This is a genomic window from Thermoanaerobaculia bacterium (assembly GCA_018057705.1).
Classification (GTDB): Bacteria; Acidobacteriota; Thermoanaerobaculia; order Multivoradales; family JAGPDF01; genus JAGPDF01.
Genome location: JAGPDF010000005.1, coordinates 37,971 through 50,194 on the forward strand (window position 1 = coordinate 37,971; position 12,224 = coordinate 50,194).

Annotated in this window: 12 protein-coding genes; 7 read left to right on the plus strand and 5 right to left on the minus strand. The window is 68.2% G+C overall.

The window, feature by feature from the left end:
- Position 1 precedes the first annotated feature (1 nt).
- The 3 genes from KBI44_02665 to KBI44_02675 all read left to right on the plus strand — a co-directional run bounded on the left by KBI44_02665 (position 2) and on the right by KBI44_02675 (position 4,573).
- Positions 2-1,135 carry a DUF58 domain-containing protein gene (locus KBI44_02665; GenBank protein ID MBP9143358.1) on the plus strand — a complete coding sequence of 378 codons (1,134 nt, stop codon included), beginning with the start codon at positions 2-4 and terminating at the stop codon, positions 1,133-1,135.
- A gap of 57 nt (positions 1,136-1,192) precedes the next feature.
- A complete protein-coding gene (locus KBI44_02670; GenBank protein MBP9143359.1) occupies positions 1,193-3,424 on the plus strand; it encodes a DUF3488 domain-containing protein in 2,232 nt (743 codons plus the stop codon).
- Positions 3,425-3,508: 84 nt separating this feature from the next.
- Positions 3,509-4,573, plus strand: a complete 1,065-nt coding sequence (locus KBI44_02675) for a class I fructose-bisphosphate aldolase (GenBank protein MBP9143360.1) — start codon at positions 3,509-3,511, stop codon at positions 4,571-4,573.
- Positions 4,574-4,588: 15 nt separating this feature from the next.
- Here the strand turns inward: KBI44_02675 and KBI44_02680 are convergent, their stop codons facing one another.
- Both KBI44_02680 and KBI44_02685 read right to left on the minus strand, forming a co-directional pair.
- A complete protein-coding gene (locus tag KBI44_02680) occupies positions 4,589-4,984 on the minus strand; it encodes a type II toxin-antitoxin system VapC family toxin (GenBank protein MBP9143361.1) in 396 nt (131 codons plus the stop codon).
- Positions 4,981-5,241, minus strand: a complete 261-nt coding sequence (locus KBI44_02685) for a type II toxin-antitoxin system Phd/YefM family antitoxin (GenBank protein ID MBP9143362.1) — start codon at positions 5,239-5,241, stop codon at positions 4,981-4,983. Before KBI44_02685 ends, KBI44_02680 begins: the two co-directional genes overlap by 4 nt.
- 121 nt (positions 5,242-5,362) lie before the next feature.
- Here KBI44_02685 and KBI44_02690 point away from each other — a divergent pair, with 121 nt between their 5' ends.
- Positions 5,363-5,851 (plus strand): nuclear transport factor 2 family protein, encoded by a 489-nt coding sequence (locus tag KBI44_02690; GenBank protein ID MBP9143363.1) that lies wholly within the window; start codon positions 5,363-5,365, stop codon positions 5,849-5,851.
- A gap of 16 nt (positions 5,852-5,867) precedes the next feature.
- On the opposite strand, the gene KBI44_02695 is transcribed toward KBI44_02690, so the two are convergent.
- Positions 5,868-6,707 (minus strand): hypothetical protein, encoded by an 840-nt coding sequence (locus KBI44_02695; GenBank protein MBP9143364.1) that lies wholly within the window; start codon positions 6,705-6,707, stop codon positions 5,868-5,870.
- An 11-nt stretch (positions 6,708-6,718) separates the two neighbouring features.
- On the minus strand, positions 6,719-7,618 hold the full coding sequence (locus KBI44_02700; GenBank protein MBP9143365.1) for a hypothetical protein: 900 nt from the start codon (positions 7,616-7,618) through the stop codon (positions 6,719-6,721).
- Positions 7,619-7,625: 7 nt separating this feature from the next.
- On the opposite strand from KBI44_02700, the gene KBI44_02705 reads away from it, so the two are divergent.
- Together KBI44_02705 and KBI44_02710 are read left to right on the plus strand one after the other, a co-directional pair.
- Complete coding sequence (locus KBI44_02705) at positions 7,626-8,261, plus strand: methyltransferase domain-containing protein (protein MBP9143366.1); 636 nt, start codon at positions 7,626-7,628, stop codon at positions 8,259-8,261.
- Between the two features lie 182 nt (positions 8,262-8,443).
- Positions 8,444-10,093, plus strand: coding sequence for a hypothetical protein (locus tag KBI44_02710; protein MBP9143367.1), 1,650 nt, complete (start codon positions 8,444-8,446; stop codon positions 10,091-10,093).
- 39 nt (positions 10,094-10,132) lie between these two features.
- Here KBI44_02710 and KBI44_02715 read toward each other — a convergent pair whose 3' ends face one another.
- Positions 10,133-11,263 (minus strand): patatin-like phospholipase family protein, encoded by a 1,131-nt coding sequence (locus KBI44_02715; GenBank protein MBP9143368.1) that lies wholly within the window; start codon positions 11,261-11,263, stop codon positions 10,133-10,135.
- Between the two features lie 43 nt (positions 11,264-11,306).
- Here KBI44_02715 and KBI44_02720 point away from each other — a divergent pair, with 43 nt between their 5' ends.
- A complete protein-coding gene (locus tag KBI44_02720; protein MBP9143369.1) occupies positions 11,307-12,155 on the plus strand; it encodes an MBL fold metallo-hydrolase in 849 nt (282 codons plus the stop codon).
- Positions 12,156-12,224: the final 69 nt, after the last annotated feature.

A 12,224-nucleotide genomic window follows, 5' to 3' on the forward strand; every position in this document is an offset into this window, starting at 1 on the left:
CGTGACCCTGGCCGCCAAAGCCGCCGCTGCTGCCGCCGGCGCCCGCGCGGCTTCGGGATCGGGGGGGAGCACGGCTTCCGGGCGTTCCGCGAGCGGAGCGCTGCGGAGCGGGTGGAAGCGGCTGCGGGCGGCCCGCGCCCGGCGCGGCATTCCCGAAGGAATTCGCATCACCAAGGTCGGTCTCTGGTTCGTGCTGCTGACCGTCGTCGTCGCGGCGGCAGCCACCAACACCGGCAACAACGCCCTCTACCTCGTGCTGGCCTGCATGCTGGCCATGCTCGTGGTCTCCGGAGTCGTGTCGCGGATGAACCTGCAACGGCTCGCGGTGACGGTCGAGCCGCCCGGCGATCTGTTCGCCCGCCGGCCCTTTCAGCTGCCCTTCACGATCAGCAATCAGGGGCGGCGCTGGCCGCGCTGGCTGCTGGTCTTCTCGGTGGCGGTGAAGGGGCCTTCGCGGCTGGTCCCGCACTTGCCCGCCGGCAAGAGCGCCCGCGGCACCCTCGAGCTGCTTCAGCCGCGGCGTGGCCGGCACCGTCTCGAGTTCGCGCACTTCTCGTCACTGTTTCCCCTCGGCCTCTTCCGCAAGGGGATGCGGGTTCCTCTCGGACTCGACCTGCTCGTCTTTCCCGAGCTCTTCGCCGCCGGTGGGCTCGAGGTGCAACCGTCCGGAGCCGCCGGCGACGAGTCGGCTCCGCGCCAGGGCTGGGGGCACGAATTGCACGCGCTGCGCGGATACCGCGCCGGGGACGACCCGCGCGGCATCCACTGGAAGAAGTCGGCGCAGACCGGCGCGCTGGTCTTCATGGAGCGCGAGAGCGAGGAGACCCGGCGGCTCTCGATCGTCTTCGACAACGCCACCGGGCGGCTCGCGGACGCAGCGGCCGCAAGTCGCTTCGAGCACCTGGTGAGCGAAGCCGCGACCGCGGCGGTCGATCATCTGGCGCGTGGCTACGAGGTCGAGCTCGTGTCGCGAGAAGGCATGCTGCCGTTCGGCACCGGGACGCGTCAGCGCCAGGCGATTCTCGAGAGCCTGGCGCTCGTCGAGCCGCGGCCGCGCCAACGCGCCGAGCTGCAGTCCTCCGATCCCGCCGCGCGCTCGCTGCGCCTCACCTTCGGCGCCGCGGAGCGCGTGTGACGAGTGCGCGCGATGCCGGACACCGCGCGTGATGCGCGGCGCGGGAGCACCGCAGGCATGACCTACGCGCGCGAGAAGCGACTGCTGCTGGGCATCGCCGCGCTCCTCGCGCCGCTGCCGCTGCCGTTCAGCCAGATGCTCGAGTGGTCGGCGCTCGTGCTGTTCGAAGTTCTCGTCGTCGCCTTCCTGGTGCGCGCGGCGCGCGGGATCGAAGGCCCTGACCTGCCGGGGAGATGGCTCTCGAACCGGGCGCTGAACCTCCTGGGACTCGCCTACCTGCCGGTCCTGGTGCTCGACATCGGCACCACCGGCCGCATCCAGATCCTCCGCCCGGTGCTGCACCTCGCGATGTTCGCGGTGCTCGCCAAGCTCTGGTCGCTGCGCGAGGAGAAGCAGAAATGGCAGACCTGGATGGGGATCTTCTTCCTCTTCCTCGCCTCCATGGCGACCAGCGTCCATCCGACGGTCGTCCTCTACCTCATGGTCTTCCTGGGCCTCACGGTCGTGCTGATGGTGCGTTTCGTCTATCTGCACGTGCTCACGAGCTTCGGTCATCGCGATCTCGCGCCGCCGCAGTTTCCGGTGCGGTCCTTCCTGGTGGGCGCCGTAGCCGCGACGCTGCTGCTTGCCGTGCCGCTCTTCGCTCTCCTGCCGCGGGTGCGGTCGCCGTACATCATGGCTCCGGGCGGGGGGGGCGGACAGCTGGAGTCGCGGGCGGGGTTCTCCGATGCCATGAGCCTCGACCTCATCGGCAGGATCCGCGACAACCGGCAGATTGCCATGCGGCTGACGTTTTCCGGTCAGCCGGCGCCGCCGGGAGCGATGCGCTTCAAGGCGGCCACCTACGACGTCTGGGAGGGCCGCACCTGGCGCCGCAGCGCCCGCGACCGCACGCTCCGGCGCAACCCCCGCGAGGGGATCTTCCGGCTCGCCGAAGGCAACCGCACCGCGTCGGTGCAGATCGCTCTCGAGCCACTGCGCTCGACCAGCCTGATCCTTCCGCTGGGGGCGCTGGCGGTCGACCTCGATCTGGCGGTGCTCGACGTCGACCGCGGCGGCGCGATCTTCCTCAAAGGGATGCCGGGAGAGGTGTTCGATTACAAGGTCGATCTGGGGGTGTCGGAGCGCTCGCTGGCGGCGCTGGTGAAGGACCGAGTGGCCGCGCTCGCCCCTGCCGCCGAACCCGCCGATGCCGCTGTTGTCGGCTCTGCCGCCGAGACCGGTGCCTCGGGTCCCCCGGGACCAGCTGATCCGGCGCTCGACCTGTCCGGAGTGACGCCGCCGATCGCCGCACTCGCCGCCGAGTGGGCGGGGTCCGGCACGCCGATGGAGCGCGCCCGTCGGATCGAGCGTCACCTGCTTTTCGACTACGCCTACACGCTGGAGTTCATCGGCAGGGGCGGCGAGCGGCCGATCGAGTACTTCCTGCTCGAGGCGCGGCGTGGGCACTGCGAGTACTTCGCCTCCGCGATGGTGCTGCTGCTGCGCTCGCAGGGGATTCCGGCACGCCTGGTCACCGGATTCCTCGGTGCGGAGTTCGCGCCCTGGGAGCGCGCCTGGGTGGTCCGCCAGTCCAACGCCCACGCCTGGGTCGAAGGCTACATCCCGGAGACCGGCTGGCAGATGTTCGATCCGACGCCACCGGCCGGGCGACCGATGAACGAGGACGCGAGCCTGCTCGGATCGATGCGCGAGGCCTGGGAGTTCGTGGTCTTTCGATGGGACCGCTACGTCATCTCCTTCGACTTCTACGACCAGGTCGGGATCTTCTTCCGGCTGCGCTCACTCTGGGATCAGTTCACGAGGGAGCTCTTCCGGTCGACGCGCGGGCCGCGCGCGACCGCAGCCGCTCCCGCTCCGCCCGAAAGCCCGGCTGCCGGGCCCTCGGCCGGCGCGCGCGTGGCGCCGCCGTTCTGGCGCGATCCGCGCGTCGGATGGGTCGCCGGAGCCCTGTTGGTTGCGATCGCCGGGGCCATCTTCCTCCTTCGGCGGCGGGAGGAGTGGAACGCCACGCGGGCCTACCTCGCCCTGCGTGCCACGCTCGCCGGCTCCGGCCTGGGGCTTGCGCCCTGGCTGGGCCCGCTCGCCCTCGCCGACTTCGCGCGGCGCCGCCTGCCGGAGGCGGCGCCGGCGACCGGCCGCCTGGTCGCGAGCTACCTCCGCGAGAGCTTCGCCGGCGAGAGGCTAGCGGACGAAGCTCTCGCGCATCTGCGCACCGACCTCGCCGCGGTCGATAAGGCCGCTCGCGCCGCGATCGCCGCGCGGCGGCGCGAGAAGCGGCGCCGCTAGTATTGGACCGAGGACCGACGCGGACCGACGCGCGCCGCAGATGTGGAATACTTCGCAGGCTCCAGATACGAAGAGGGAAACGAGATGAGCACGATCGATCGCATCCAGTCGCAGCTCGGCGCCGACGCCGGGAGTCTTCTGTCTTTCGTCTGCAAGGGCGTTCCGAAGGAGCGCATCCGGATTCCCGCTTCCGACCATGTGGCGGCGAGCTTCGGCGATTCGGATCGCAACGCCCAGGTGATGGTGAACCTCGAGCGCATTCACGCGACCGGCCGGCTGGCGAAGACGGGCTACCTCTCGATCTTGCCGGTGGATCAGGGGATCGAGCACTCCGGCGCGGCCTCGTTCGCGCCGAATCCGGACTACTTCGACCCGCAGAAGATCGTCGAGCTGGCGATCGAAGGGGGCTGCAACGCGGTCGCCTGCACGCTCGGCGGGCTCGGCCTGGTGGCGCGGAAGTACGCGCACAAGATCCCTTTCATTCTGAAAATCAACCACAACCAGCTGCTGACCTACCCGAACGGCGCTCGGCAGACGATGTTCGCCCGCGTGGAGCAGGCCTGGGACATGGGCTGTGCGGCGGTGGGGGCGACGATCTACTTCGGCTCCGACGACGCCGACCGAGAGATCGAGGAGGTCGGCGAGGCGTTCGCCGCGGCGCATGAAATGGGCATGGCGACGATCCTCTGGTGCTACCTGCGAAACTCCGCCTTCGCCAAGGACGGCATCGACCACCACACCTCCGCCGACCTCACGGCGCAGGCGAATCACCTGGGAGTGACCCTCGGGGCCGACATCATCAAACAGAAACTGCCGACCCTGAACGGCGGCTACAACTTCCTGCCCAAGTTCGGCAAGACGCACAAGAAGGTCTACGGCGAGCTGGTGAGCGATCATCCGGTCGACTACGTGCGCTGGCAGGTGGCGAACTGCTACATGGGAAAGATCGGCCTGATCAACTCGGGCGGCGCCTCGGCGGGGGAGAGCGATCTCGCCGAAGCGGTGCGCACGGCGGTCGTCAACAAGCGCGGCGGTGGCATGGGTCTGATCTCCGGCCGCAAGGCCTTCCAGCGCCCGCGCGCCGAGGGCGTCGCCCTCCTGCACGCCATCCAGGACGTCTACCTCTGCCCGGAAGTCACCGTCGCCTGAGTGCGGCGGCGCCCGCTACCAGATCGTCTCGACGACGTTGGCGGCGCGGATGCGCTCGTCGGCGGTCACCAGTGGACAGCGCAGCACGATCGCCGTTGCGGCGATCAGGCGGTCGGCGGGATCGGAAGGAAAAGTCAACGGCAGCTCGGCGGCGGTGAGACAGATCTCGGGCGAGAGCGGCTCGACCTGGAGCGCCGGCGGCTCCACCAAGTCCGCCAACCAGGCGCGAATCGGTCCGGCTGATCGGACTTTTCCTTTGCGATAGAGCCAGACGGCTTCCCAGACGGAGATGGCTGCGATTCTCAGGCCGCCGCTTTTCTCGTGGCGGCGGATTGCCGAAGTCGCGCGTCGCGAAAGTAGCTCGGGCGCTCGGCCGAGGTACAGCCAAGCCTGGGTGTCCAGCAGGATCACTTCTTCACTCGATCCCACTTCTCGAGTACAGAGTCTGCTCCTCCGACCCCATCCCACGGCGACTCGGAAAGGTCTCCGACGATCTCCATCTTGCCCTGCATGTAGCCGACCAAGCTCGTGGCCTGGGAGTCCACGGGCACGAGCTTGGCCACCGGGCGACCGCGCTTGGTAATCAAGACAGGTTCCTTTCTCGACTGAACCTCATCCATGATCTGCAGGCACTTGGCCTTGAACAGGCCCGCGGCGATGGTCTTCATAGTCATCAGGGTATCACTATGGTTACGAGTCATAGTCATGAACAAACTCCTGGCAGGGCTCGTTTGTATACGGGTAAAGACGCGAAAGCGGCGTCGTAACTGGCAGTTGAGGGGAGGAAGGATGCGACGACGGAATCTGGCTTCGGTATTGGGGCTGCTGGCGACGGTGGCGGGTAGTTCGGCAGGAGTGGCGGTGGAAGCTGCCGCCGAGCGCGCGGCGCGCATCGAGCAGGTGCGCGCGGTGGAGATCGCCTTCGCCAAGACCGTCATGGACGACAAGCCGGAGGCGTTCGCCGCGCTCCTCGACGAGGGGACGGTCTTCGTCAGCGGCAAGAACGTCACTCGCGGCAAGGCGGCGGTGGTCGCCGGCTGGAAGGATTTCTTCGGCCCGGCGCGCCCCTACTTCGAGTGGCACCCGGAAGTCGTCGAGCTCTCGGCCGACGGCAACCTCGGACTCTCCCGAGGGCCGTGGGTGATCCGCACCAGGGACAAGGACGGCAAGGAGGTCGAGGTCAAAGGCCTCTACAACTCCGTCTGGCAGCGCCAGGCCGACGGCTCATGGAAGATCCTCTTCGACGCCGGCTGCTCGCCCTGCCCGACCTGCGGCTGAGCCGGCCGAAGCGGGTTCAGGGGACCGCTGCCGACCATTCGATGGTGGAAGCGACCTCGAAACCGTCCCGGAAGATGTTGATCGTGCGGACGCCCAGGGCGTCGAGGTCGCCGGCGGCGAAGGCGGCGGAGAGGCTCGCCGAGGCGTCGTAGGCGAGGCTCCAGGTCGAGCCGTCGAAGGCGACCACATCCTCGTCGTCGAAGTCGACGGTCGCGATCCTGCCGCTGGTGTCGAAGGAGAAGTAGCGCGTGCCGTTCACCGGATCGCGGTCGAAGCCGTCGACGTCGAGGCCCTCCGGGATGCCGAGCGCCGAACCGTCGAGAAAGAGCGACCAGGCCGAACCGTTCCAGCCGGCGAGGTCCTCGTCGTCCACCGTGAGCCCGCCCGGCAGCGCGGTCGGCACGTCAAAGGAGAGCAGGGTCTGGGTCACTCCGGCGCTGCGGACGCGACCGAAGGCGTCGATCGCTGTGCCGGCCGGAATTCCGGCGGCCGAGCCGTCGAGGAAGAGTGTGTAGGCCGCGCCGTTCCAGGCGAGGAGATCTTCGGGCCCGGCCGTCACTCCGCCGCCGAGATCGACGAAAGTATCGAGTGCAAAGAGCCTCTTGCCGTCGTCGAGCAACTGGTAGGCGGTGACGTCGGCGTTCGCCGGCAGGACGCCGAGGTCGAGCGTCGAAACCGTGGACGGAAGTGTGACGCGCCGCGCCGCCTCGTCGTCGATCGTCGCCGCTCCCGCCGTCCAGGTGATGTCGTTCGAGGCATCGACGGAGAGAACCTGGGCGTGGCTCGACTGGGCCAGGACGAGGAGCAGTATTCCCGAGGCGCGGGGGCTGCGGTTTTCGCGGATCCGAACTCGCATGAGCGCGCTCCTCACGGGCAGACGACGTTGCCGCACATGTTGGACGCAGGCGGCACCTGGAGAATCGTGCCCGCCCCGAAGCAGCCTGCTCCCGCGCAGCCGTTGAACTTGTTGCCCTCGAGGGCGCAAACGGAACATGTGAAATCCGCGGCTGCATTCACGGCGATGGTCGAGTGGCCGAGACGCGCTCCGAGCAGGTTGACCTCGACACCGACGTTGTTCTGCGTCGTGACGTTCTCGGCGGTGCCGCCGTTGAGCTGAATTCCAGGGCCGAGGTTCTGGATGGCCAGCGAGTCCGCTATCGCGCCATTGCTTACCGAGATCCCTCCCACGGTGTTGACTGCGGCCACGCAGCGAGTGACGTGCCCGAAGCTGACTTTGATTCCCCATCCTTTGTTGCCGGTGGCACGAACGGAGTCGACCGAGCCGCTGCCCTGGATGCCGTCGGATCCCATGCCGAGGACGGAGCCGTTGCGCACGTCGGCTTCGCCGGAGACACCGGCTCCGGTGCCCGCACTGTCAGGTCCGCGAATCGCAAAGCCGTTGAGATCGATGCTCGTGCCCGAGACTCCGAGGGTGATTTCGATGGCCGTCGTGTTCGCGGACTGCGGCAGTCCCAGGAACGTGACATCGAGATCGCTGGTCAGGACGAAGCTGCCGGGCGTGTTGATCGACACCGGGAAACCGGCCAGGTCGCCGGCAGTGACGCCTCCCGCCAGAGCCTTCGCCTGGTTGATCTCGATTCGCCCGTCCACGGCAGTGGCCGCCTGGGATACGAGAAGCAACTGCAATCCTGCAAGGACGGACAGCCACGAGCGGGTGCGCATCTCAACCTCCAAAGGGTGACTCGATGTGGGGCGAAGCGTACTCTCATCGCTCGAAAAATCAATGGGCGGACATATCTCGTACAATCCACCTATGGCTTCTCCCATCGCGCCGCGTCCGCATCCGCAGAAACAGCGGGATCAGGAGGAGCGGGAGGCGACGGCGCACTTCTACCGCGAGTGGCTGCGGAAGCCCATGTCGGTCGCCGCGGTCAGCCCGAGCAGCAAGCGGCTGGCGGAGGCCGTGGCGACGGCAGTCGGAGACGGGCAGTCGGTCGTGGAGCTCGGCGGCGGGACGGGCGCGCTCACGCACGCTCTCGTCGCGCGGGGTATTCCCAGGCTGGTGGTGGTCGAAGCGGTACCGGCCTTCTGCGAGCTCTTGCGCCGGCGTTTTTCCGGCGTCGAGGTGATCGAGGGCGACGCCACGCACGCGGCCGCTCTCCTCGCCGGCTCTCGCGTTCCACCTGGCACCGCCGACGTCGTGGTCTCGGGCCTGGGCATGCTCACCCGGCCGCGCGAGGAGCAGCAGCTCTTGCTCGAGGCGATGCTCGCGCTGCTCAGGCCTGGGGGCCACATCGTGCAGTTCACTTACTCATTGTTCTTTCCGGCGGCGCGCGGCCTGCTGGCGGAGATGGGCCTCGAATCCCGCCGCGAGAGCATGACCTGGATCAACCTGCCGCCGGCCTCTGTCTTCATCGTGCGCCGGGCCGCGGGCGAAGCCGTCGCCTGAAACGACTCCCAGCCCGACCTCTTCGCCGCCGGGTGCAAAAGCTCTCCTGCCGCCCGCGGCGCACCCGACGTCCGCGCCCGAGTCCGCGGATCCGTATGAGATAGTGAATTCGCGTCTCGCGACGCCGGAAGGAACCGGGCCTTTCGGTTCGCGGTCAGGCCCCCGGTAGAGAAGGGATCTCCATGCCCGACGGCTCATTCTCTCCGACGAACCGGCGCCCAGGTTCAAGGCGTTCCTGCGCGCTTTTCGTTCTGGCGATCGCGGTGGTTTCGGCGCCGCTCGCGGCCACCGATGTGCATCTGGTCAGCGGCACGGCACTCGAGGGCAGCGTCGACCTCGCACTGTGCCCGGACGGCTCGTTCCTCGTGAGCTGGGTCAACTACGAACTCGGTTTCCACGAGCCCAGATTCCAGCACTTCGATGCCGAGGGCGTTGCACTCTCGCCCGCCGTGCCGTTCGGCGACATCACCACACCGGGCACGGAGACTCGACTCGGATGCGACGCCAACAACGAGGCTCTCGCTCTGTGGACGAGGTTCGGCAACGAGTACGCAGGTGTCACTTCCGCGATGTACGTCACGGCCTTCTCCAGCAGTGGGTCTCGTCTCTGGCCGACGATCGACCTGGGGAATGCGGTGCAGCCGGGCGCCGCGTTGTTCCTCGGCGTGGACATGACCGCCTCGCCCGCCGGAGGTTGGATCGTTCACTGGAGCGCTCGTCTGCCCGGCTCGGAGGTCCAGAGGGAGTTCTCGCAGCGGATCCTCACCGCCTCCGGCCCGGTGGGCGAGCCTTTCGAATGGGTTGACCCCCCGCACGCGGCAGCGCTGGCCTCTGCGCCGAACAGCGCGATCCAGGTATTCCAGAGACTCGATCCGCAACAGAGCCGGTTGTTCGCGCAGCGGCTGCTCCCCGACGGTTCTCCGGCGGCTCCGGCGCGCGAGGTCTACGCGCTGAATCGGCAGGATGGCTTGGTCTTCTATGACGATGAACCTGCTGGCTTCGCTGGGGATCGGTACTTTCATCTGGTCTCCGTGGGCACCTTGGGAGGGGGAGGAATTTACTTTCCCGGCTTCGTCACCCAGCTGCAGGGGCTAACCACGGAGGGCGATCAGCTGGCCGTGCCGCCATTTCCAATTCGAGAAGTCGATACCGGAGACATCAGAGGCAGTGTCGCGGTCGATGCCCAGGGACGGGCGATGGTCGCATGGGGAGAGGCCGCTGTCCTCCTTGGACCGCTCGTAGGTCGCATCCAGGCGTTCGGCGCCAACGGCACACCGCTCTCCGAAGTCGTCGCCTTGAACGATCTGCCGACGACGCTGATGGTGGTGCCGCTTTCCGCGATCTCTCCCTCTGGCCGATGGATCGTGGTGTGGGGGGAGAGCGGAGAGTTCGGCGCTTCTCCCGGGCTTCGCGCCCGATTCGGAGCGTTCCCGGCCGGGTGCACGCCGACGATGGAAGTGCTCTGCCTCGCCGGAAATCGATTTCGCGTCACGACGACCTACCACGATCATCTCGGGCGCGACGGGGTCGGCCAGGCGGTGGCATTGACGCCGGAAAGCGGGACGTTCTGGTTCTTCACCGCCGCCAACGTCGAACTGATCCTCAAGGTCATCGACGCCTGCTCACATCCGGATTTTCAGGACTTCTGGGTCTATGCTTCCGGGCTGACCGACGTCGCGGTGACCCTCACCGTGGTCGATACCTGGACCGGAGAAACCTGGGAACGGGAGACTTCGCTCGGCGAAGCGTTCCCTCCGGTGCTCGACTCGCAGGCTTTCCACACCTGCGGGACCACCTCTCCGATCGTTTCGCTCGCCGCAGGCGCGCCCTAGCGCTCTGGCGCGCTGCGGACCGGTTGCAGTCGTCGACGATCAGCCGTCGACGAAGTCCAGCAACTCGTCGCCGCGCGCGGCGGCGTCCTTTTCCCCCTGCTCGATCAGACGCTCCAGAAACTCCGGCACGAACATCACCAGCGACAGGAAATCGCCGCCTTCGCCCTCGCGGGTGCCGAGCCCGCCGACCAGGAAGCGGAAGGCGCGCGGCAGCTCGCGCTGATAGCGCGCGGCGAGCGCGCCCAGATCGGCCGAGGGGCGCAGGAGCATGCCGCGCACCGGGTGCAGCCCCTCGCGCTCCGCCGGGGCGATCTTGTCGAGCAGGCGTCGGCGCTGCTCGAGGCGGGCGAAGTCGTCGTCGAGAACATCGAGAAAGATGGCGTTCGACAGCACGCCGAGGATCTGGGCCAGGGGCGGATAGCGCTTGCGGCCGAAGATGGGCGCCGCGGCGGCCGAGGGCGCCGGACGCGTCGAGACCGCGAGGATCCTGCCCGCGCCCAGGGCCAGCGCCGGCCAGAGCGGGTCGGACTCGCGGACGCCACCGTCGCCGTACCAGGAGCCTTGCAGGCGGACCGCCGGGAAGAGGATCGGCAGGGAGGCCGAGGCCATGACGTGCTCGACGGTGATCGCGCCGCGCTCGGTACGCCGGAAGGGCGCCTTGAGGGCGGTTGCGTGGCGCCCGGCCACCCAATCGACGGTCTCGCCGGTGCTCCAGTCGATGGCGGTGAGCGCGAACGAAGTGAGGCGCCCGGAATGCAGGTTGGCTTCCAGACCTTCGAGAGCGCCATCGACCCGGCCGAGATGCTGCTCGAGGAAGCGGCGCAAGGGCTCCGTATCGACGAGGCCCTCCTCCCTGGGCGCGAAGCGCGCCCCGCCGGAAGAGAGGCGGAGGCCCCAGCGTGCGACCTTTCTGGCCAGCGCAAGTGCGCCGGTGCGCAACAGCCGGTCGAGCTCCATGTCGAGCCAGACCTCGGAGAGCCGCCGCGCGGCGGAGGCGAAGCTCCCCTGGTGCGAGGCGAGGAAGGCGGCGTTGATCGAGCCGGCCGAAACGCCGGTGAGAATCGGCACGCGCAGGTCGGGGCGGCGTTCGGCCAGAAACCGCAACACGCCGACCTGATAGGCGGCACGGGCGCCACCGCCGGTCAGTACGAGTGCCAGGTCCCGGCTCACGGCCCGACCTTAGCAAAGGCCCGGTTTGGATAAGCTCCGGCAAATGAGTGCGATCGATCTCGGGCGCTTCCGGCTGCACGTCGTTTCGGACGGCAGGTTCAAGCTGGACGGTGGGGCGATGTTCGGCGTCATCCCCAGGAAGATGTGGCAGAAGGAAAAGTCGGCAGATGCCGAGAACCGGATCGACATGGGGACGAACTGCCTCCTGGTCGAGGCCGGGAGTGACCTCGTGCTGATCGATACCGGACTGGGAGACAAGCAGGACGAGAAGTATCAGGGTATTTTCGCCTACGAGACGGGAGCGCAGCGGCTGCCGGAGTCGATCCGGGCCGCCGGCTTCACGCTCGAACAGGTCACCCATGTCGTCCTCACCCACCTGCACTTCGATCACTGCGGCTGGAACACCCGGCTCGACGGCGCCGGCAACCCGGTCGCGACCTTCCCCAACGCGCGCTATTACATGAATCGCGGCGAGGTCGAGCATGCGCGCCGCCCGAACGAGCGCGACGGGGCGAGCTACTTCCCGTGGAACTGGGAGCCGCTCCTCGAAGCCGGCGTGGTCGAGCTCTTCGACGACGTCTGTGAGGTCGTGCCGGGGATCCGCGCCGAAAAGGCGCCGGGGCACAACGCCGACATGTGCGTCGTCACGGTCCAGGACGACGACCAGCGCGCCATCTTCCTCGCCGACCTCGTCCCGACCTCGGCCCATGCGCCGATTCCCTGGACCATGAGCTACGACCTCTATCCGCTGCAGACGCTCGAATCGAAGCGCCTCTGGCTGCCGCGGCTGGCGGCGGAGAACTGGCTGTGCGTCTTCGAGCACGACGCGGACCGGCCGCTGGGGCGGATCGTCGAGGAGCGGCCGGGGAGGTTCGCGGCGGTGCCGCTCTAGGTCCACCTCAAGATCGCCGCCGCGCTGCACCAGCGGCGCAGGCCGCCGCGCGCCGGCTTCGCGGGAGCG

Bases quoted from the DNA above. Each gene is read 5' to 3' on its own strand.
- KBI44_02695 (MBP9143364.1), bottom strand. From the start codon at position 6,707: ATGCGAGTTCGGATCCGCGAAAACCGCAGCCCCCGCGCCTCGGGAATA.
- KBI44_02710 (MBP9143367.1), top strand. From the start codon at position 8,444: ATGCCCGACGGCTCATTCTCTCCGACGAACCGGCGCCCAGGTTCAAGG.
- KBI44_02720 (MBP9143369.1), top strand. From the start codon at position 11,307: ATGAGTGCGATCGATCTCGGGCGCTTCCGGCTGCACGTCGTTTCGGAC.
- KBI44_02670 (MBP9143359.1), top strand. From the start codon at position 1,193: ATGACCTACGCGCGCGAGAAGCGACTGCTGCTGGGCATCGCCGCGCTC.
- KBI44_02705 (MBP9143366.1), top strand. From the start codon at position 7,626: ATGGCTTCTCCCATCGCGCCGCGTCCGCATCCGCAGAAACAGCGGGAT.
- KBI44_02675 (MBP9143360.1), top strand. From the start codon at position 3,509: ATGAGCACGATCGATCGCATCCAGTCGCAGCTCGGCGCCGACGCCGGG.
- KBI44_02685 (MBP9143362.1), bottom strand. From the start codon at position 5,241: ATGAAGACCATCGCCGCGGGCCTGTTCAAGGCCAAGTGCCTGCAGATC.
- KBI44_02690 (MBP9143363.1), top strand. From the start codon at position 5,363: ATGCGACGACGGAATCTGGCTTCGGTATTGGGGCTGCTGGCGACGGTG.